The organism is Salinarchaeum sp. IM2453, assembly GCF_019693215.1.
In the GTDB taxonomy this organism is placed as follows: domain Archaea; phylum Halobacteriota; class Halobacteria; order Halobacteriales; family Salinarchaeaceae; genus IM2453.
Genome location: NZ_CP081183.1, coordinates 1,839,107 through 1,861,274 on the forward strand (window position 1 = coordinate 1,839,107; position 22,168 = coordinate 1,861,274).

The following is a 22,168-nucleotide window of genomic DNA, read 5'->3' on the forward strand; positions in this document are numbered from 1 at the left end:
TATAGATTATCTGCCTGCTCAGCCTTAATAATAATACGATATCCAACTTCAGTAATAAGTCTGTATCAGCCGATGAGATGTGCGGAGCCTCCTTCTCCTCAGCAAGCGACTTCCTTGCGGGTGAGCGAAGTAGGATGAGGATAGTTTCCCAGCTAGACTAATTCTGTAACTAACCTCCTTGTCATGTGTGTTCCCTCACGTTATTATTGACAAAGATTGAATTGTGGAAGCACGTACCATGGGTAATGATATCTCTCACTTATTTCTAAAATATAATAATGAAAGATAGTATTAAATTAGACATTTGTATCACAGATACAGGTAATGATTGTATATATTGAACGTTTTTTCAATACCGGTCTGTAATTCACATGTATGAGACGACGTGATGCGTTGAAAGGTATTGGTGCAGCGTCTGCTGTATCGATCACTGGCCTTGCAGGATGCACAGATCTATTTGGCTCATCAAAAACGTGGATGATACCGTGGAGTGAAGGCGGCGGTACTGATCAATATGCACGACAGCTTTATCCTCTTGCTGAAGAAGAACTTGACGAGAGCATTCAGATTGATAACCGACCTGGTGCTGGAAGTTTAAGTGGTATTCAATGGATGCACACGCAGGACGGCGACGGAAGTGTGTTCGGAACTGTTAATACACCTAGCTGGCAGTTTGGCTGGATCCAGGAGCGGGATGAGCGTGACTGGGACCCAGCAGACTTCGAACCAATCGCAGTGACTGGTACATTTGGATATGTTCTTGTTGTAGATTCGGATACCGGAATTGAGACATTTTCTGGCCTACAAGACGCCTATGAGGACGGAGAGCTTGAGAACTTTGCTTATCAAGGTGCAGGCCACGATACACACTTACTTTCTTACATTCTCCGAGATGACTACGATGTAGATTGGGAAAACAATGTTCCATACGACGGAGGAGGGGAAGTGCAAGAAAATGTTATCAGTGGTGAAGCTGATGCGGGTATTCTAACGAACACGAGTGCAGCTGATCCCGTTGCTGACGGTGATCTTAATGCAGTTGTTAATTTGACTGATTCTGACTTCGATGCATTCCCCGATCTTGAGAAGATCTCCAACCATGGGGACGACCTTTCTTATATTAGTGAGTTCCGTTTAACTCAAGTCGCTCCCCCAGATACCCCACGCGAAGAACGAGAACAGATTGCTGAGGCACTCGAATACGCTGCAACTCATGAAGAGACTGAGGAGTGGGAGGAAGATACGGGTAATAAAGTTGTCTTCGAAGACATTGATGAGGCAGCAAATGACCTTGACGGAGTTGTTGATACTCTCGAAGATAACGTCGACTTCGAAGAATTTGAACAACGCGTTGAAGAAGACGAATAGTCTGTTATCAAGTATAGATGAGCGACAGGACACGTACAGTGCGACAGTTCTTTTCGTCTATCCAGAGTTACACCGAAATCTTCCACAAGTATACGCTTATAGCCGGCGAGAAGGTATTCCGTGAACGTCCGACAGTGGAACATCTCCTCTTACTATTTTTCTTTACAGCTGGGATATATATGTACGTGGAGGCTGGTGACTTTTCTCCTGCTACCTCTACATTTCCTCAGTTGATGGCAGCTGGAACAGCTATTCTCGCTATGATTCTGCTATTCCGAAATTACCTCCCTCAGTCGCTACTTCAACGTATTGATGAGTCATCTCAGTTATTCGAAAAAAGGAGCGGCGATGTAGACGGACACACGTCTGATTCTGCAAGTGCCTACTCTTATGATATTGATGATCCACGCGGACCCGCAGTCGTATTTGTTCTTTGTGTAGCATATCTTGTACTCGCATATTTGATTGGATTACTGTATGCTACCCCTATTTTCGTCGGATTGTACACATTATGGGCGGACGTTGAACGCAAGCGGGCAATTGCATTAGTAGTCCTGAGTTTTGTCATCGCAGCTTGGTTCTACCTTGCCTTCTCACCAACCGTTGGGCAAGGATGGCACACTGGGTGGACCCCTCCCTTCCCGCTAGGTTCTATTAACTCAGGGGTGGTCATACAATGGCTGTAGAGAGCTTTTTATCGGCTGTTGAAATTCTCCTAACGCCTGAAACATTGCTCTTTGCCGTTGTTGGTGTGCTGATTGGCATTGTTGTGGGGGCATTACCCGGTCTCGGGCCACCGCTTGGAATGGCAATTATGCTTCCGCTGACAGTACCATTCTCAAGCGTCAATGCAATTATCCTCCTTATTGGGGTCTACAGCGGAGCAATGTACGGCGGGTCGATTGCTGCAATCCTAATTAACACTCCCGGGGTGTCATCCTCTGCAGCGACGATGTTTGATGGCTATCCGATGTCTAAACAAGGCGAAGCTGCAAAAGCTCTTGCTATTTCTGCAACTGCATCTGCGATCGCTGGTGCTTTAGCCGTTCTTGCACTCTTGCTTTTTTCCCCATACCTGATTGAGATTGTTCTTGCTGTTGGTACTCCTGAGCAGTTCTTGATTGCTCTTCTTGGATTGGCAATGATTGCGGTTGTTGTTCAGGGATCACTTATTAAGGGATTGTTAGCTGGCGTCTTTGGACTGCTTATAACAACCGTTGGAGCAGCGGATCCAATCAGCACAGAAATTCGGTATGCGAGTACTGATTTCTTCTATGAAGGGTTCGATTTTGTTGCGGTGTTGATTGGTGTTTTTGCAATTGCTGAGATGATGAAACTCGCTGGTCAGCACGGGGGTATTGCGAAGCAGTCAGTTGAGATTGGGGGGCGAATCACACAAGGAATTATTTCTGTTGTTAAGCGTCCGCTCACTGTCTTAAAATCGGGTACGATTGGAGTCATCGTCGGCGCAATCCCGGGTGCAGGGGCGACTATTTCAAACTTTGTTGCCTACTCTGAGGCAGTCAGAAGCTCAGATAATCCAGACGCTTTTGGATCTGGCGAAGAAGAAGGTGTTGTTGCCTCAGAAGCATCAAATAATAGTACTGTTGCTGGTTCACTTGTTCCAGCAATCTCATTCGGAATCCCAGGGAGTTCATCAACTGCAGTTCTTATTGGCGGATTGCTTATGCACGGGCTTACTCCCGGAAGGGGTATGTTTGATCCTGCAGGCCAACTTGAACTGACATATGCGATCCTGTTGGCACTTCTCGTGGGCAATCTTGTAATTCTGGCCGTAGGCCTGCTTGTAGTTACTCGTCTCGGCATACTCACTCGGATTAATACAGACTACATTATCCCGATTGTAATTGTGCTTTCTTTCTTGGGTACGTATGCACTCAATCTCAATCCCGAGGACGTTACAACAGTTGTGATTTTTGGCTTAATCGGGTTCTATATGGTCCGGTATAATTACTCAGTTATTGCGTTCGTCCTTGGTGTCGTGTTGGGTGATATTGCAGAAGAAAATCTCTATACTTCACTTCAACTATCTGATGGCTCCTATATGATATTCGTCAATCCGTTTGAATATGGATGGCTTTCGCCTATACTCGTTGGAGTAATCGTATTTATCCTATTCGCACCGCTGGTGAAACGAGCTGTGAACTCGCTTCGATCATAATAAACAGCCTGTTCCACAGTATCTTAGAGTAATATAACCGTTGGTAAAACAGACCTTGTGTTCTGAGAAAGGACTCATATTCTTTGATCCCTTGAACTATCTATGGATCGAAAACAAGTCAAGGCCCAGTGGGATCAAGTCTCACAGACATATGCCAATTCTCGAGATCCCGATGGTCCAGACGTCGAACTTATCACCCAATTACTCGATCGTTTTCCTGAGCCTCCAAAAGTACTTGATGTAGGATGTGGAGATGGGGCTCGCACACTAAAACGGCTACCGGAAAGTAGTGTAGGGCTTGATATCGCAAAGTCAGGACTGACGCTTGCTGCAGAGAATCTTTCAGATCCGGAACTAATCCAAGGTGATATTGTCCAGCTACCATTTGCGGATGATAGCTTTGATGCGATAACAGCATATCATGTTGTATTTCATACTGATCGCGAACAACATCTTGAGGTATATCGGGAATTTACCCGTGTTCTTCGTCCTGGAGGGGCATTATTAATGACGCTTCCTTCCCAGCGGTTTGATGTAACTCGACAAGGATGGATGGGTGGTACGATGTACTTCTCGTCTCCAGGGAGATCAGAAACACTCTCTCGTCTTGAGTCGGCTGGATTTAGCACGCTTGATACCGTTATGAGTGATGACCCGTTGGGAAGCTCCGCTGAGTTCGTGTTTGCAACAGTTTGAACACGATATTGAAGTTATTTTTTGATTCTGTATGCATACATTTTTCAATTCTGTACCAACATTCTTTAGCCGGCTGGCAATGTATTTTCATACATCTCCACAATCTGATCGCGCTCAAAAGAATATCATGCACATACAATGACTGTTGAGGATTTTTATTCAGACTCATCGGGCACGCCTTCAATGATTACTGTTAGCGTGGTAGGATACACAGTCAAGACCACGCTTGGTATTCTGAAAATGCGCGACATCAGTTCTTGTCTGGCGATTGTTCTCTATGCAAGTGCTGCGATCAACACCATGATGGCAAAGCTTGCTCAGCGCGGAAGTTCTCTTGGTGACACGCAAACTGTCCTCATTGGTGGTAGCCAAACTATCCAATTTAGCACATCCGAATCTGCTGCCGATAAGCGAAATAATGTTGCTGCGAAAGAACATTTCGGCCGATATAACATTCCAATCACACCGATGGAGGCAGGAAGACAGCAGGGACGAATCGCTGCTTTTGATACTACAACAGACAACACAACAGTAACAGCTGTTGGAGGAGACCACTCGTGACTGATGACGGATTCGCTGCGCTTGCAGCATATATTGAGCAAGAGCTTGACTTTGCAACGAGCCATTACAACGATAGCTATCTCGAACGACGATTTTCATCTCGAATGCGACGAACAGAAGCGAACACATATGAAGAATACCGTCAATTGCTTCAGAAAGACTCCAGCGAACAATCAGAGCTTCTTAATGCGCTTAGTATCAATGTCACTGGGTTCTTTCGCAATCCAGAGGTATGGGAGGGGATTCGATCTATTCTTCGTGAACTCACAGAAAATCACTTTAGAGTCAACATTTGGAGTGCAGCGTGCTCAGACGGTCGCGAACCATATTCAATTGCAATGTTGGCACATGATGACCCAGAAATAAATGAATCGCGCATTTCAGTACTGGCAACTGATATTAACAGCGAGGCGCTTGAAAAGGCCCGCAACGGTACCTATGAAAATACAAGAACAACTGATATTGACGAACAGATTGAGTTTCTGAACAATCCGTTCGACCACATCACAAAAATCGAAGACAAGTTTGAGGTTCAGGACCAAATCAAGTCAGATGTTCGCTTCGAACAGCATGATCTGATCAATGACGAGCCAAAGTCTGGGTTCAACTTAGTGCTTTGTCGAAATCTCTTCATCTATATTGACTCGGAGTATAAGATCCCAGTATTACGGACCGTAGCACAATCTCTTGAACAGGATGGATATCTCATTATTGGTAAGGCAGAAACCGTACCACCAGAACTAGAATCTGACTTTATGGCTGTAGACAACCGACTTCGAATATATCAACGACAGTAATGATCACTTGTTGAACGCTCACATCCCCATGTCTTCCGCTTTTTCAGGAACTGGGAGACTGTGCTGGCTTACACCAAGTAGCTCAGCTGCGTGATCGAGGGCCATGTCAAACCCATAATACCGCTCAAGCTCGTCACCGTCAGGACTTGGACGCACTTTGAGCATTGCATACCCTTCGATATTCTGCGCGATTGCTGCTTCTTTACCATCCATCTCAAAGGCGAGAATTCGCTCTGTCTCTGTTGTATAGTATTCTGCCGTAATATTATCTTTTGTAGCTTGATTTTTGCTCATGTCTTTTGTGTAACGTTCCACCTAGACGTACCTGTCGGTTCTTCGTGGATTCTGCCGGTTTCACCTTTTGGTAGGATCTTGGATCCTCAATGATGGTTTTCCTATATGCATAGTGGCACAAAACGCGAAAACGTAGAAGATATTCGCCAGGCCACAGCCTTTTGCCTTGTTTCTTCGTATATAGCAGATATGTCCAAATGGATTCACAGTGGTCGCCGCCGCGATATCTGTTATATATTGTATGAATCGGGCGGAATGACTGATCAGGAACTAAAAACCGAACTCGAACGAAAGTACGATAGTCGAATCAAACCTCGGACTTTTCGAAGTGCTGTCGAGAAGCTCGTTGAAACTGGATATGTGATCTCAAAAACTGAAGGTTTACAGGAACATTACAGCCTCTCAAAGAAGGGAAAGCAATCGATTGAAGAACATCTTGAATGGATTGATCAGGAAACCGGTTCGGTTTGACCTCCTTCCACGGTAACGCCGGTGGCCGTTCGCCTCGCTACCGCTGTAATCGCCTTGGAGATTCTTGTTTCAATCAACAGATATTTTCAAAATGTCTTTTGTATCTCTTAGATGAGGAAATCAGGGCCACCCATGTCCGATATTTTGTGTTCCTGGCAGCTCGTAAAACAATACGCCGACAATCACTGATACAACAAATAGCCCAAGCCAAATTGCTGCGGTGATCCCAACAATATATCCTACACCAAGCAACGATTGTCTGATATCACCTGGCTTCCCAACGAACCAAGCAGCAATCATCACATATACAGGAACTAAGATGACGAGGAAAACTAGCCATGTTCCAGTTCCAACAAATATGTCGTTTAGCATTGGGCTGAGTGCTGTCATTGTTTCACCTCTGACTCAGCGGTTGTTGACTCATCCTTGTGATGCTCAACAGCGTGTAATTCGATGACTGGAACCACCTTTGAGACAATCATAAATGCAAGTGTCACCAGTGCAATTGTCCCAAGAAGAGCTAACATCTCGATAACACTTGGAAAATAGCTGCCCGGAATTGCGTAATATAGCGCAAATGCCGGTGTATCAAATCCTTCTATGACGAACAGTATCTTCTCTGTCAGCGTTGCCGCAAGCACAATAATTGATGCGACAAGACTCCGCTCAGGTGTAAATATTGATGGTCGAACTGCCTGTGCGAAAATATATCCTACCAAGATCACAAAGATGGACCCGACAGATAGCCAGTACAATGGCTCTGCAAGCAGTACGTCAAGAGCCCGTCCAGTCTGAACTGTCGGATGCCAATCACCGGTTACAATCTGTTGGAGTTGAAGCCAGCTGAACATTAATGAGAAAAATCCAAGCCACAGAGTCAGTCCTCGCATCACTTCGTCCGTAACAATATGGTACCAATCGTAGACTCGTCTAAAGACATATGCTGCAACGATAATCCCTGCTACTGCTGATGTCAGCGCAATGGACAGGAATGTTGGTCCCATGATTCCTCCATACCATCCAGGGAAGTTTGGTAACACAGCGAAGAGCCACGGGATCACACCGCCGTGTAACAACAGCGGTGCCATGATAATAATTGCAAGTGCAACCCACCATACCATTCGTTGCATTACTTCTTCCTCATCTTCGCGGTAACCAATCGTCATCACCCGGTATACTGGGCTCATGAAATTCGGCAGATACTCACGCAGTTTCACGATGTCATAGCGGAGCGTTAGTCCGAGATATGTGGCTGTCAAAACAAAGTACGCAGTAATCACTGTCAAATCCCAAGCGAGTGGTGATGTATGGACTGTGTTCTGATAATTAAGCAAAACACTTGACACGAGTCTATCTGGCCTCCCTACGTGGACTAAAATGAATAGTCCAGCTGCCATCAGTGCAAATAATGTCAGAAACTCAGCCATTCGAGCAACCGGTTGGTACCGCTTTAATCCAATGAGCCGGACAGCAGCGGAAAGAATAATTCCACCGTGAGCAATACCGACCCACCAAATAAATGAACCAATATATAACCCCCACGTTGACCCGCCTCCACTTCCCCAATCGCCAAGTCCAGTAACAATCAACCCATTCGAAAGTTGATAGTAATAGCCGACAAGCCATGCTCCAAGCACCAAGAGACAGAGGACAGCAATTGCATACCACTTACGAGATGTTTTCTGGAGAGGACGAACAATATCGATAGGCGATCCTTCTTTGGCTGTCATAATGCACCTCCAAAGTCCAAAACATCACCAACGCGAACAGTTTCACCCTCTAACTCCTCGTCACGACGGTTATCACCGTATGTCTCATAACTTCCCCCTCCTTCTAGATGCTCTTGATCGATTTGTTTATCATTTGGGCCGGGCGGCGATCCAATATAAATAATACTTGGATCTGTTCCCTGTTCTTCGAGTAACTTGAACGTCTCCAATCGACCTGGTGGATCGTCGTAAATTCCAGAGTCGGCGAACGCCATAGCACTTAACCATGGTTCAGTATGGATCTCGAGCGTCTCGCCGTATCTAACAAGTACAGCATCTTCTCTCCCTTCTATTGGACTGATCTCAAAGAGTGATGTCTCTGTTGGGCCGTCACTGATATCAATTGTAATCTCCCGTTCGTTTCCATCGTCTACTTCGAGTTCCTCCCAGAGATCGGGATATGTTACAACGCTCTCTGCTGCTTCAACGGATTCAATTGTTCTTGTTTCCTCAAATATCTCCTCGCCAGTATCCGGATCAGAAATCATGATTGTTGCCGTGATCTCTTCTTGTCGCTCGTTATGGATTTCTAGCTCATTTGAGATACTAGGTAACTGTCCCTCTGCCTGCCTACGACGCCACTCAAGGTATCGATTCGGCTTACTTTCGGGGTTATTGAGGTCTCCAAAATGAATTGCGTGCATTCCCATGTTTTCAGCACATGCAACCTCACAACTTGTTGTCCCTCGTTCAAGTGTATCATCACGTGACGGAGGAAGGCCATCTTCTCCTGCGTTAGGGTCATCGTGATGGCCATCTTGATTTGACACACAAAAAACGCACTTACCCATCACACCTTTTGGTGGACGCCCAGACACCCACCGACCTCTGCTATCATGCGGATCATCTCCGGAGTTGACGAGCAGTTCCTGTCTATCTTCATTTTCCATTGCCCGAAGCTCGTCACTTGTAACTGGTTCGCCCTCATCCAAACCTTCAAGCTCAGCTGGAGGATCATCATTTGGCCAATCTGCAGGTGTCGCACGTGAAAGTGCCCCACTTTCGTGAAGCTCGTCAAGTGACTCCTCGCGGTCACCCCACCCAAAGTAATTGACGCCATATGGACATCCAACCTGGCAATACCGACATCCTATGCAGACATCATAATCCCGCAATACAATCCCATCTTCCCGTTGATGCGCCGCTGTGGTCGGACAGACATACGTACAAGGGGGATCATTACAGTGCTGACATGGTCGAACAAGTTGGTTTAAATCCTGATGTTGAAGTGGCAAATCCGCTTCTTCAGGATTCCAATCTTCATTCTGGTATGAAAGTACGTACAGCCATGTTTCCCCATGTTCCCACTGATTCTTGCTATTACATGCTCCAACACAACCGAGACAGCCATCACACCGTTCAAGATCAATGACCATTCCCCACCTTGTATCATCTTCGTCTGGCCCATCTGTATGTGATCCGAAGTCTCCCTCAAGATCAACTGCCCAGTCTTCAACTGTCGCAAAACTCCCCAGACCAAGTGCAGCGGCACCTAGTCCCATTTTTTTCATCGTTTCTCGACGTGTCTCTCCAGACGTATCCTCTGAGGAGACAAGGAAAGGAGCGTCATCGTTTGGCGGATCAACTGGCCGCTCATCTCTGCCAAACTCATCCTCCATGTCATCGTGGTGTTTGGAGTAGAATTTTTCTTCAGACATCTCACCAGCAACAACTCGCTGTGCATCTCGGGCAACCTCTAATCCCAACTCCGTATCGTACTCAGACTTCTCAAGAATCTCTCTTTTTTCTTCCTCTGACCGTATCCCCAACGAGGTATCTATGTCCTCGTCTCCGGTCATTGTTTTATTTCCTCCTCCTGAAATCGTCAGAATTGACTGTTAATCTCCGAGACTTACGTCGCTGTGCTGACATCGCATGTAGTCTATACCCTGACCCTCATTTTATACACATGCTAATTTTTACTTCCAGCAACTATGAGCAATGTTTATATATACTAATAAATCCGCTCTATGGATGGTATTGTCCAGTAATGCTTACAGAAGATCTAGTACGAAGGCACCAAATCCAACTGGGGAAAACTGATACATACCCCAAAACTACCTGACAATATTTATCTTGAATCCGGAGGCATTTAGCTAAGCGAATACGCCAAAGAATATCTCTCATTTCGTTCTTATTTTCAGATTCTGCAATACAGCACCTTGATTTATTCTGTTGTGTCGAACTCACCATCCAGTATGCATTCTCAGAATCGACGATCTGTCTTAGCAACTACTGGAAGTCTGATAGGAGTTAGCGTTGCTGGATGCAGTTCAATGCTCGGTGATACATCTAACCAGCAACCGCTCTCTGAGATTCCCGGATTCTCTAGAGCAGAGACATTTCTTGAAAGTCAATTCCCAGGTGAGTACAGTACAGACGATTATCGAGACTCCTCTGATGTTGAGGTGCAACTGGAGTTATATTCCTTTGACCCAGAATTAGCAGTGATCGAACCAGACACAACCATCCACTGGCGGTGGCCAGAATATGGAAGTCATGATGTAGTTTCGATAGACCATCTTAGTGACAATGAATACACTGGTGATTTTTCTACGGACTTTGGATTTGAAAGTGACATGCTAGCTGCAAATGGCCAAGTTCGATTTGATCATACTTTTATCGAACCTGGTGTTGGACTGTATGTCTGTACACCTCACCAAGAGATGGCTGGGGCCATCGTTGTTACCGAGAGTTGAAGCGAAAGATCACAGTTTTAACCTCTACAGGCTACGTCCCGTCCTCAAGGAGCCGCCAACGGCGGCGAGTCGGTAGGGGTAGTTCACCGATGGGAAACCCACATGTGACGCTAACACTGTCTCTAAGAAACTTATATTATTAGAACAATCATACGTATCGCTTTCTTTATTTAGTTTCCTTTACCTATCTGCTTATCTCTATTAAGGGCCAATCCCTTGAACAAGCGGTACATAGTAAAATATAGAGGTGAGTATGTAGTGCAGATCACAATCCCCGTCTCGGACATGTCTTGTGCAACTTGTGCTGGGACAATTGAAGATGTTGTAGAACGTCAAGATGGCATTCAGTCAGTGAATGCTAACTTCGCTACTGACGAGGTGACGGTTGAATACGATCAAGAGCATATTGGTGTTGCAGAGATATACGAAGCAATTAGCCATGCAGGCTACTCTCCTGAGAAGGCGACAACTACAGTTGAAATTGCTGGCATGTCCTGTGCAAACTGTGCCGAGGCAAATGAAGAGTCAATTGAACAACTTGCTGGTGTATTGCAAGCAGATGTGAACTTTGCAACTAATGAAGCAACTGTACAGTACGTACCCCAAGCTGTTTCCTTGCCTGATATCTACGACGCAATTGAACAGGCAGGCTATGAGCCTACTCGACGACAGGGTGGATCAGATAACTCTCTTACAAAGTCGAGAGAGAGTGCTGTACAGCAGGAGCTAAAACACAAACGGAAATGGGTTATTATTGGAGGAATTCTCACACTTCCGTTTATCGTGTTAATGATCGATATGATTGGGCTAAATATTGTGCCCGAAACTATCGTTGGAATTGACACAGGATGGTTTGAGCTTGTGTTTGCCTCTGTATTGATGGCTACCCTCGGTAAGCACTTCATTGAAGGGGCATATAAGGCTCTTGTCAGAAATCGGCAGGCAAATATGGATACCTTGGTTGCGGTAGGAACGTCAACTGGATACCTATACAGTGCTGCTGTTCAGTTTGGCTTTATCGCTGGTGGTCTGTATTTTGAAGCTGTTGCATTTATCCTCTGGTTTATTTATCTTGGTGTCTGGTTAGAGGCTCGGTCAAAGGCTCGAGCTAGTTCAGCCCTTCGTGAATTACTTGAAATGCAGGCTGATGAAGCTACCATCATCAAAGATGACACCGAGACGGTAATCCCGGTCGAAGAGGTTAATGTTGGGGATATTATGAAGGTTCGTCCTGGTGAGCAAATCCCAACAGATGGTGTTGTGGTTGACGGACAGAGCGCTGTCAATGAGTCAATGGTAACCGGTGAATCAGTACCGGTTGAAAAAGTGCCAGGCGATGAAGTGATTGGATCAACAATAAACGAACAGGGCGTATTATATATTGAAGCAACACGGGTAGGATCTGATACGGCAATTCAGCAAATTGTTAAGCGAGTTAAGGAGGCTCAATCTCGACAACCTGACATTCAACGTGTTGTTGATCGCGTAAGTGCATACTTCGTTCCAGCAGTTATCCTTAATGCGGTTATCTGGGCAGTCCTTTGGGGACTTTTCCCTGAATCGATTTACACTCTCTCATCCTCAATTGCTTCCGTAATCCCACCATTAGATCCTGTTGGTGGAGGACCAGAAGTAGCCGTTGCGGGTGGAATCCCAGTGTTTGAGTTTGCAATTGTTGTACTTGCATCTGCATTGCTTATTGCCTGTCCATGTGCCCTTGGTCTTGCGACGCCAATGGCAACGATGGTCGGATCGACAATCAGTGCTAAAAATGGTATTCTGTACAAAGGAGCTGATATTCTGGAGCGGGCACGGGATATTGACACAATTGTCTTCGATAAAACTGGCACGTTAACACACGGTAATATGCAAGTAACAGATGTTATTTTAGCAGATAACTTCTCTGACAGCCTAACCGCTGATGGTGGTGTTACTACACAGATGTTCGATGCCGATGTCGTGCTCTCAATGGCAGCAAGCGCGGAGTCTGGATCTGAACATCCACTTGCTAAAGCAATTGTCGATAAAGCAGAAATGCAGGGACTTGATGTGCACCAACCAGATGCGTTTGAAAGCGTGCCGGGTCATGGGATCCGGGCAACTGTCGATGGGTCCGAGATTCTTGTAGGTAATCGTAAATTGCTGCAGGATCATGGCATTGATCCGAACTCCGCAAACGACACAATGGAACAGTTAGAGCGTAATGGAAAGACAGCAATGCTCGTCGCGATTGACAATCAACTTGCTGGAGTTATCGCAACTGCCGATACTGTACGTGATCAAGCAAAAGCGACCGTAGCTGAACTGGAATCCCGTGGTTATAAGGTTATGATGTTAACTGGTGACACGGAGCGTACTGGGAAGGCAGTTGGGAAAGAGCTCGGCATTGACCCACAGAATATTCATGCAGAAGTTCTTCCAGAGCAAAAAGCTGATGAGATTGAATCCATTCAGTCCGGTAATTCACGGGCAATGATGGTTGGTGATGGTGTTAACGATGCGCCTGCATTAACAACGGCCCACGTTGGCGTTGCAATTGGGTCCGGTACCGATGTTGCGATTGAAAGTAGCGACATCACCCTGATGCGCGATGACCCCAGTGACATTATCAAAAGTCTCCGCATTGCCAATGGCACTATTTCCAAAGTTCGTCAAAATCTGTTTTGGGCATTTATTTACAATACAACGCTGATCCCGATCGCTTCGATCGGTCTCCTACACCCCGCCGTTGCCGGTGCTGCGATGGCCGCTTCCAGTGTGTCCGTTGTCTCGAATAGCTTAGCGTTTATGCGCTGGTCACCGGACCGTGACTATCGGTATCTTCCATCCCGCCCAATACACTGGATTCGGAGTAAACTGGAACCCAATTAACCAGCCGGTAGGATAGCTTATATTTTGCCGCCAAGTTGCTGTAGCAATTGAGGTCTAACTTCTACAGACTCAGTTCCCTTCTCCAAGAAGCGACCGAATGTAGCGAGTGAAGTACCTCGGGGTCAAGCCCAGGGGCACTCTGTCTTTATGTCCGTAGATGGGGATAGCTTACGGCGTTAGCAAGGCGAACGCCCACCCGTTTACGGGTGTGGATGAAGCCGACAACTGGGAATCGTTCCACGCTCGTAGCCATGGCTGGATATTCCACGCCGAGAACCAACAGTTATCTAAGAAAAAATACTATGCTTACATATGTCGAATCAGGTCGTCACGCGGACACTCAAAGCGAGTATCCGTAACCACTCGCAAGTCTGTGACGACCTTGATTCGCACGGCTTTGCCGCGTCAAAATTGTGGAACGTCGGGCGATGGACGATTTCGCGTGTCTGGGACGCCATCGGCCACATTCTAGACGCCGACGAACTCTGTTCGCACCTCAAATCACACGACCGCTATGCAGACCTACACAGCCAATCTAGTCAGCGAGTTCTTCAGGAACTCGGTGAGGCGTTCGTCTCGTGGTACGAACAGGACGACCCAGACGCCAATCCACCCGGCTACCGCAAACACGGCGATGACCACCCCCGCTCAACCGTGACGTGGAAAAATCAAGGCTTCAAACTCGATACCCAGTACAACCGCGTCCGTCTCTCGAAAGGCACGAACATGAAAGAGTCGCGCTATGCCGCCGACTACATCCTCTGTGAATACACGCTCCAGACAGCCGAGCAGACACTCGACGCTGTTGAGAACGTCCAGACGGTGCGTGCTGTCTGGACCGGCGAGCAGTGGGAGTTGCATTTTGTCTGCAAGCTGCGGGTTGAGACGCCTGAGACACCCGGTGAGAAGACCGCAGGTGTTGACCTTGGGATCTGTAACACAGCGGCAATCTCTGTCGGTGACGAGACACTACTGTATCCCGGCAACGCTCTGAAAGAAGACGCCCATTACTTCCGACAGCAAGAATACGAGACGGAGGGGAAAAATGACCCCAGCGACCACGCAGAGTGGGCCAGACAGAAGAAATCCCGGCGGCAAGACCACTTTCTGCATGCCCTCTCGAAAGACATTGTTGAGCAGTGTGCTGACCGAGGTGTTGGGACAATTGCCGTCGGCCATCCGAAGAACATCTGTGAGGATGAAGACTGGGGGCGACACGGCAACAAACGCCTGCACGACTGGGCGTTTGAAACACTACTCAGCCACATCGAGTACAAAGCCCAAGAACGCGGGATCGACGTAGAGCGTGTAGACGAAGCAGGGTCGAAAACGTCGAAAACCTGTTGTGAGTATGGAACGGAAGCTGAGTCGAATCGAGTCGAACGTGGGCTGTACGTGTGTGCAAACTGCGGGTTGGTCGCCAATAGCGACCTGAACGCGGCAGAGAATATGCGAGCGACGGTAACTCCGAATCCGACACAGGATAGGAGTAACGGCTGTTTGGCTCAGCCTTCGGTACGCCTGTTCGATAAACAAACGGGGCGAGTAGCCCCACAAGAACAGGTTGTATCGTGAACCCTAATATCCCAACGTGGGAATCCCACGGCTTCAGCCGTGTGGAAGAAGTCAAATGTCTCATATTGGGTTATAATCATGCAATTTTCGCGTCTGCAAATATTACAACTTCCATAACAATCACAACCACCTATCATGACCAATTCACCAGAAATATATGATACAGTACTTGGTACGGTTGGGGACACTCCATTAGTCCGCCTTGATGCTTCACCTGATTCTATTCCAATATTTGCTAAGCTTGAGGCGCTCAACCCTGGTGGAAGTGTCAAGGACCGTATCGGCAAGTATATTATAGAGAAGTTGATCGAAACAGAGCAGATCTCCTCTGACGGGAGAATTATCGAACCGACTGCCGGAAACACAGGCATTGGTATGGCACTCGCTGCGACCCAGTATGATGTTGATGTTACGTTTGTTGTGCCTGAATCCTTCAGCGTTGAGAAGCAGACTCTTATGCAAGCCTTAGGTGCTGAACTTGTCCGAACTCCAGCTGACAAAGGTATTAAAGACGCAATTAAGCACGCTAAGGAGTTGGCTGCTGAGCATGACGACGCTATCGTACCACAGCAATTTAGCACAGAGCTAAATACTGAAGCGCACTATCAGACAACGGGTCCTGAAATATACGATGCTCTTGATGGAAACATTGGTGCAGTTGTGATGGGCGTTGGAACGTCTGGTACACTAATGGGTACTGCACAGTACATCCTGGAAAAATCTCCTCAGACACAGATTATTGCAGTCGAACCTGAAGGATCTATGTATGGATCAATAGCAGGCCAAGATCTTACCTGTGCTGAGTATCGAACTGAAGGCATTGGTACCAGTACTCCCGAAATCAATGAGTTATTTAATCCAAGTATCGTTGATGACGTATTACAGATTAGTGATGAACGAGTACATGCAGAGATGCAGCGACTTCCAGTTGAAGAAGGACATCTTGTCGGATCAAGTGCGGCAGCAGCAAGTGTTGCTGCACAACAAGTGGCGAGTCAAATAGGGAACGATGGCTACTCGGTGCCGCATCGATCAGTAGTGACCCTTTTCCCTGATAGTTCAGAACGATATCTTACGAAGAATCCTTACGGAACTCTCGATGAGTGGAAATCATGACAGACAACACTGAGAACACCCCCGATAACACGCGTATCGAGACTCAATCAATTCACGCTGGTCAGTCTCCTGACTCCGAAACAGGGGCAATTATGACACCTATATATGCCTCTTCAACATTCGTTCAGGATCGACCAGGAGAAGATCGAGGTTATGAATATTCGAGAACAGGCAACCCAACCCGAACAGCACTTGAGAACAATATTGCTGCTCTAGAGGATGGCGATTATGGAAGAGCCTTTTCCAGCGGCATGGCCGCAATATCGACCGTCCTCAATCTGTTTGAATCTGGGGCCCATGTCGTGGCTGGCGAGGATGTTTATGGAGGAACACACCGCTTGTTTAAGGAGGTCTATGATCAGTTTGATATGGAATTCTCATTTGTAGAAACTACTGATCTTAGTGCTGTCAGAGATGCAATGCGATCTAATACAGAACTCCTCTGGGTTGAGTCTCCCACGAACCCGTTACTACGAATCAATGACATAGAATCCTTGGCCAACATTGCTCATGAACACGATGCCCTTTGCGCAGTTGATAATACATTTGCCACCCCCTATCTACAACGACCATTAAACCATGGTGCAGATATTGTATCCCACTCATTAACCAAATATATTGGAGGACATTCAGATCTTGTTGCTGGTGCTCTAATTACTGATGACGAAGAACTGGACGAATCGTTTGGCTTCTATCAGAATAGTGTTGGCAGCACTCCAAGTCCATTTGAATGCTTCCTTGCTCTTCGAGGAACAAAGACACTTCCTGTCCGAATGGATCGACATTCGCAAAATGGATTACAGCTCGCTGAGTGGCTCGATGACCACCCGGCAGTATCACAGGTTTACTATCCTGGTCTATCTACACATCCACAACACGAACTTGCTAAGGAACAAATGGATGCATTTGGCGGCATGCTTAGCTTTGAGCTTGATGCGTCACTTAAGGAAACAAGTGATGTTGTATCAAACACTGAAGTGTTCACATTAGCTGAGAGTCTCGGAGGGGTTGAAAGCTTGATTGAACAGCCGGCAACTATGACACACGCGTCAATCCCTCGTGCACAACGGATTGAAGCAGGTCTTTCTGACGGACTAATACGAGTCAGCGTCGGTATCGAGCACATTGATGACCTAACTAATGATTTGGACCGGGCGATTTCTTCTGGCGTTGAAGGTTCACAGAAAGATTGAGACGGATGCTACGGGGCTTGGCCCCGAGACAGTCGACATATTTATGCTGTAGTTACTTCTCGAAATCATTGTATATCCTCCATCCAAAACTACAGTATGGCCGACATTCTCGTTTTACCGACTGGTGTACATGGTATTCCGATTACTGAGTATGCAGCAGCCCTTCGGGATCGGCTTCCTGAGCATCAGATTGTAACTGCTGAGACTCCCGCAGAAAGCCAAAAGTATATCTCTGATGTGACCGTTGCGACAGGCCGTACGCTCGATGAAGATCTACTTGAAGAGGCATCTGATAAGTTATCGATGTTTGTCTGCAGTTATGCTGGAACTGGACATCTTCCTATGGAAGCTATCAACGAGAGGGAAATTACTGTAATAAATGCCTCAGGTGTTCATGGACCAAATATTGCAGAATATGTCATTGGTGGAATTCTAGCAGCTACCCATCGATTCAACCGAGGGCGCCGCCAACAATCACGCCGTGAGTGGCGTCATTATCCTGTTGGTGAATTACAAGGAGATACTGTTACTGTTGTTGGGCTCGGAGCGATTGGCCAAGCAGTAGTCGCTCGGCTGCAGGGATTTAATGTCAATACCATCGGCGTTCGTTATACCCCAGACAAAGGTGGCCCAACTGATGAAGTCATTGGGTTAACCGATCAAGAAGCATTTGAGGACGCCCTTGCACGCACTAACCACCTCGTATTAGCGACCCCTCTGACTGAACTCACTGAAGGACTAATCGGTCACGAAGAGTTTGAAATCTTACCTAGTTCAGCAACAATCACAAACATTGCCCGAGGGCCGGTTATTGATACGGAAGCCTTGGTAACGGCTTTACGCCGCGGATGGATTGGACATGCTATTCTTGATGTAACTGATCCGGAGCCATTACCAGAGGATCATCCACTCTGGACCTTTGATAACGTCCGGATAACGCCACACAACAGCGGCTATACGCCTCAATATTATGACAGACTTGCTGATATTGTCGCAACAAACCTTCGAAGATATGAGAATAACGACTCGCTAGTCAACACCGTAAATAATTGTTAACTTATCACACGTATTACTTGTATCTTCTAAGCTACTCCGATAAATTATAAACCATTTCCAACCGAATATACAAAATGTTATGGGAATTACTGTCGGGATTGATTTAGGTACAACCAATAGTGTGGTAGCGCGTCTTAATGAGGATGGTGAGCCGGTAATCCTCAAAAATAGTGAAGGAAAACAAAAAACACGGTCTGTTGTGCAGTTCAGAGAAAATGAGACTGTTGTTGGCGAGGCTGCACTGCGTGCCGCACTGCGATTTCCTGATACAACTGTTCGTCAAATTAAGCGATATATGGGCGATGAAAAATGGGAAATTGAGGCGTACGGAGAAACGTATACGCCAGAACAGATCTCTGCTCTTATTCTTGAAAAACTGATCAAAGATGCTGAAGAAGAGATTGGTGGAGAAGAGATAGATGAAGCAGTTATCACCGTTCCAGCATACTTTGGTGCCAAAGAGCGCGAAGCAACCAAAAACGCAGCCGAGATTGCCGGCATCGAAGTCAAACGTCTGCTTAATGAACCAACTGCTGCATGTCTTCGGTATGGTCTTGAGGATGACGAAGAGACCGTTCTCGTCTATGATCTTGGCGGTGGAACATTCGACGCAACAGTTGTCAACCTCAGCCAAAAAGATGGCGTCACTGTAGACGGTGTCAAAGGTGGCCAACAACTTGGTGGCGATGACTTTGACCGAGCGCTGTATGAAGAAGTAATGTATGAAGAGTTCGTTGATCAGGTCGATCAAGATCCAGCAAAAGATGACGAACTAGAGTGGCAGCTACTTGAGACAGCAAAAGAGGTCAAGGAAGATCTATCTGTGGCTGAGTCAGCTTGGGCAACGATGAACCTTGGCACAGAGTCCTACGAGCAGGAGATAACTCGTGAGGAGTTTAATGAGGCGACAGAGCACCTTGTCGACGAGACGCTTGATATTATTGACGACTTATTTGACAGTGATAATGTTGGATCTAAAAAAGACGACGTTGACCGTGTACTTCTTGTTGGTGGGTCCACCCGCATCCCAATTGTCCAGCAACGAGTTGAAGACTACTTTGATGTTGAACCGTCAAAGGAACTCGATCAGGATATGGTTGTAGCAGAAGGAGCAGCAATGGCAACTGATCTTGAACAACTTGAGATGAAACTTGACGGAGACTTCCAAGGCGAAGGAAGCTCCGTATTTACTGATGTTGTCTCCAAAACAATTGGGATTGAAGCAGTTGACTTACAGAGTGAAGATGGCGATACACGATTTGTTCCGGTTCTTGAGGAGAATACCGAGGTACCTGCAACAAGTGAACGTGAGGATTTCACCACCGTTGAGGATGGCCAGACATCACTTGAGATTCGGATATTAGAAGGCGGCGATCCAGACCCAGAGAAAAATGAACGGTTAGGAAGGTTCATGCTTGAAGGCATCCCCCGTCAGCCAGCAGGAGAACCGGAGTTCCGAATAACGTTCAGAGTAGACGAGGACGGCGTTCTTCACGCTGAAGCTGAGAATATTGAAACAGGTGAGCAGGCTGATACCACACTTGATATCGGGCTTTCACAGACAGGCATTGCCGTTGCCCGTGAACAACACGAGGAAATCCCAGACGTCCGATAGTTTTATTCATCTTTTTTATCAATGAGCGATAGAAATCAGAGCCAAAAAAAGCGCTTTGGAGTGGATATCGGGACTCGAACTGCTATATTAGGCTATTCTGCTGACAGTAACCCAATGATAATTAACGCACAGGAGGGCCAAGAGACGATACCTGTTCGAATGAACCTCTCTTCAGAGACCACACAGGTTGGGTATGAGGTCGACCCAAAATCTAGTAGCAGCCTACGACCTGGACAAGCGTTTGGAGAACGCCTGTTGGATCTGTCCAGCAGCGATGTTGATGTTAAATCACTCCCAATCGTTCAATTTCTTGCTGAAGCAAAATCCATCTGGGAAACTCATGCGCCGACTGAAACGTTTGATTCTCCTGAAGTTCTTTGTGTTGTCCCTGCTGGCATTGGGCCTGATGAGCGTAAATTTATAACCTCTGTGTTCAATCATGCTGGTTTCTCGTCGGCTGGTGTTGTTCGGTCCCCGATCCCAACAACGATTATTGACCGATCAAATCAAGAGTTGGGAGAACCACTTGTTGTTGCAAATATTGGCTCTTACTGGCTCAATGCTGCCGTACTAACCCCTAAGCCTGATGCATTTGAATATGAAATCCACTCAAGAATCTGCGCCGCAGGTGTTGGGGTGGGTTCGTTTGAAGAAGCGATTGTTGAGTGGCTTCTTGCAAACTTCGATGAGCAACTATCAAATACAACGTTTTCCGAGTTACTTCCCTATGTTGTAGACGCTGTTGAGCGTTTAAGCAAAACTAGTGATAACCAAGTTGAATTCACAATCAACGGTAAGACTGTTCTTATTGATGGTTCTGTAATTCATCGTGCATTAGAGACAACTGCTCCGGAGATCAAATGTCATCTGAAGGATCTATTTAGCGCAGCTAATCTATCTCCTGAGGATATCTCTGATGTTGTCATCTCGGGTGGCGGAAGTATGTTTCCTATCGTACAGCAAGTGTTTGAGGGGTACTTTGGTCAACAGCCCCGTAATCCTGATCACGGTACTCCTGTAACCGCTCCAACACTTGGTGCTAGCCTCCTTGCTCAACGCGATAAAGAGATCAAGCAAGTTGATAATCTCTTGTATCGCGATTTGACTGTCGAAGTTATTAGTGACAAGGGAATTCAAGCACGGCCCATATCTAATTCTCCAATCTCTGTAGGCGAGTCTCAAAGCATTACTCTCCAAACCACCGTCGACGACCAAATCTATGGGAAAGTCCGAATTGGCGGCCGTCATCTCCTCACTGGAGAGACTGAGCCTATTACAACTGCTGAGATTACCGGACTTCCAATGCAAGATGCTGGTTCCACGAGCCTTGAGCTTACTGTTACTCCTCACAATCAAGACCCAACAGACATCTCATGTGAGGCGACGATCTGTGGTAGTAATAACCTTGGCGAACACATAGAGATAACCAAGATACAGAGTGACTTTGATAATGGTCCTTGGTTTGCGCTTTCTGGAGTTGATTTGAACGCAGTTTCAATACCAACCAGAGATAGCCAGCCTCTGCAGACAACCCCTGATGATTATTCAGACATAAATCCGATTGACGCAATTGATCGGGTATTTACCATTCGGAATGAGCTCTGGACAGTAATTCAAAACAACGGTGATATGTCAGCTGATGACTTACAAATTCGTCTTGAGAAACTGGATCTCGGTCTCAAACGTGCCGGGGTAGACGTAATTGACCCAGAAATCGGCGAACAGGTGGACGATCGAAAACACCTCATCAGATCAATGAGACCGAGCAATCGCCCTGAGGGTGAAATAATTGAAGTTACTCGTCCTGGATATCAAGTCGGTAATGTGGTGGAAGAAGCAGCACATGTTGCAATTAGCAGTGGGCCGACTGAAGACATCTCTACACCTGAAGACAACTAGATCAGT

The 22,168-nt window shown here is 46.6% G+C and carries 19 protein-coding genes; 15 read left to right on the forward strand and 4 right to left on the reverse strand.

Annotated features, from left to right (window positions below):
• Window positions 1-375: 375 nt before the first annotated feature.
• The 6 genes from K0C01_RS08885 (at window position 376) to K0C01_RS08910 (ending at window position 5,604) form a co-directional block, all read left to right on the forward strand.
• On the forward strand, window positions 376-1,368 hold the full coding sequence (locus K0C01_RS08885; protein WP_221169354.1) for a Bug family tripartite tricarboxylate transporter substrate binding protein: 993 nt from the start codon (window positions 376-378) through the stop codon (window positions 1,366-1,368).
• Window positions 1,369-1,385: 17 nt separating this feature from the next.
• Window positions 1,386-2,054, forward strand: coding sequence for a tripartite tricarboxylate transporter TctB family protein (locus K0C01_RS08890; protein WP_255568261.1), 669 nt, complete (start codon window positions 1,386-1,388; stop codon window positions 2,052-2,054).
• Window positions 2,045-3,550, forward strand: a complete 1,506-nt coding sequence (locus tag K0C01_RS08895; protein ID WP_221169356.1) for a tripartite tricarboxylate transporter permease — start codon at window positions 2,045-2,047, stop codon at window positions 3,548-3,550. The genes K0C01_RS08890 and K0C01_RS08895 overlap by 10 nt, the downstream gene beginning before the upstream one ends.
• Before the next feature lie 102 nt (window positions 3,551-3,652).
• Entirely contained in the window at window positions 3,653-4,246 is a 594-nt protein-coding gene (locus K0C01_RS08900) for a class I SAM-dependent methyltransferase (protein WP_221169357.1), read from the forward strand.
• 183 nt (window positions 4,247-4,429) lie between these two features.
• A complete protein-coding gene (locus K0C01_RS08905; RefSeq protein WP_221169358.1) occupies window positions 4,430-4,807 on the forward strand; it encodes a hypothetical protein in 378 nt (125 codons plus the stop codon).
• Window positions 4,804-5,604: a CheR family methyltransferase gene (locus K0C01_RS08910; protein ID WP_221169359.1), complete on the forward strand. Its 801-nt coding sequence runs from the start codon at window positions 4,804-4,806 to the stop codon at window positions 5,602-5,604. The genes K0C01_RS08905 and K0C01_RS08910 overlap by 4 nt, the downstream gene beginning before the upstream one ends.
• 18 nt (window positions 5,605-5,622) lie before the next feature.
• Here the strand turns inward: K0C01_RS08910 and K0C01_RS08915 are convergent, their stop codons facing one another.
• The gene (locus K0C01_RS08915) at window positions 5,623-5,898 is read right to left on the reverse strand and encodes a DUF7111 family protein (protein ID WP_221169360.1); all 276 of its coding nucleotides are present in this window, start codon (window positions 5,896-5,898) and stop codon (window positions 5,623-5,625) included.
• A 189-nt stretch (window positions 5,899-6,087) separates the two neighbouring features.
• On the opposite strand from K0C01_RS08915, the gene K0C01_RS08920 reads away from it, so the two are divergent.
• Entirely contained in the window at window positions 6,088-6,369 is a 282-nt protein-coding gene (locus K0C01_RS08920; protein WP_221169361.1) for a helix-turn-helix domain-containing protein, read from the forward strand.
• Window positions 6,370-6,489: 120 nt separating this feature from the next.
• Here K0C01_RS08920 and K0C01_RS08925 read toward each other — a convergent pair whose 3' ends face one another.
• The 3 genes from K0C01_RS08925 to K0C01_RS08935 are packed head-to-tail and all read right to left on the reverse strand — an operon-like array spanning window position 6,490 to window position 9,937.
• Entirely contained in the window at window positions 6,490-6,759 is a 270-nt protein-coding gene (locus tag K0C01_RS08925) for a hypothetical protein (protein WP_221169362.1), read from the reverse strand.
• Window positions 6,756-8,099, reverse strand: coding sequence for an NrfD/PsrC family molybdoenzyme membrane anchor subunit (nrfD, locus tag K0C01_RS08930; protein ID WP_221169363.1), 1,344 nt, complete (start codon window positions 8,097-8,099; stop codon window positions 6,756-6,758). Before nrfD ends, K0C01_RS08925 begins: the two co-directional genes overlap by 4 nt.
• Window positions 8,096-9,937 carry a 4Fe-4S ferredoxin N-terminal domain-containing protein gene (locus tag K0C01_RS08935; protein ID WP_221169364.1) on the reverse strand — a complete coding sequence of 614 codons (1,842 nt, stop codon included), beginning with the start codon at window positions 9,935-9,937 and terminating at the stop codon, window positions 8,096-8,098. Before K0C01_RS08935 ends, nrfD begins: the two co-directional genes overlap by 4 nt.
• A 399-nt stretch (window positions 9,938-10,336) precedes the next feature.
• Between K0C01_RS08935 and K0C01_RS08940 the strand changes: the two genes are divergently transcribed.
• The 8 genes from K0C01_RS08940 (at window position 10,337) to grpE (ending at window position 22,162) form a co-directional block, all read left to right on the forward strand.
• Window positions 10,337-10,837: a cupredoxin domain-containing protein gene (locus K0C01_RS08940; RefSeq protein ID WP_221169365.1), complete on the forward strand. Its 501-nt coding sequence runs from the start codon at window positions 10,337-10,339 to the stop codon at window positions 10,835-10,837.
• 258 nt (window positions 10,838-11,095) lie between these two features.
• Window positions 11,096-13,708, forward strand: a complete 2,613-nt coding sequence (locus K0C01_RS08945; RefSeq protein WP_255568262.1) for a heavy metal translocating P-type ATPase — start codon at window positions 11,096-11,098, stop codon at window positions 13,706-13,708.
• A 312-nt stretch (window positions 13,709-14,020) separates the two neighbouring features.
• Window positions 14,021-15,283, forward strand: a complete 1,263-nt coding sequence (locus K0C01_RS08950) for an RNA-guided endonuclease InsQ/TnpB family protein (protein WP_221169366.1) — start codon at window positions 14,021-14,023, stop codon at window positions 15,281-15,283.
• 135 nt (window positions 15,284-15,418) lie between these two features.
• Window positions 15,419-16,399, forward strand: a complete 981-nt coding sequence (locus K0C01_RS08955; protein WP_221169367.1) for a PLP-dependent cysteine synthase family protein — start codon at window positions 15,419-15,421, stop codon at window positions 16,397-16,399.
• Entirely contained in the window at window positions 16,396-17,592 is a 1,197-nt protein-coding gene (locus tag K0C01_RS08960) for a cystathionine gamma-synthase (protein WP_221169368.1), read from the forward strand. Before K0C01_RS08955 ends, K0C01_RS08960 begins: the two co-directional genes overlap by 4 nt.
• A gap of 96 nt (window positions 17,593-17,688) precedes the next feature.
• A complete protein-coding gene (locus K0C01_RS08965; RefSeq protein ID WP_221169369.1) occupies window positions 17,689-18,648 on the forward strand; it encodes a D-2-hydroxyacid dehydrogenase in 960 nt (319 codons plus the stop codon).
• Between the two features lie 79 nt (window positions 18,649-18,727).
• Complete coding sequence (locus tag K0C01_RS08970; protein WP_221169370.1) at window positions 18,728-20,263, forward strand: Hsp70 family protein; 1,536 nt, start codon at window positions 18,728-18,730, stop codon at window positions 20,261-20,263.
• A gap of 21 nt (window positions 20,264-20,284) precedes the next feature.
• Window positions 20,285-22,162 carry a nucleotide exchange factor GrpE gene (grpE, locus tag K0C01_RS08975; protein ID WP_221169371.1) on the forward strand — a complete coding sequence of 626 codons (1,878 nt, stop codon included), beginning with the start codon at window positions 20,285-20,287 and terminating at the stop codon, window positions 22,160-22,162.
• Window positions 22,163-22,168: the final 6 nt, after the last annotated feature.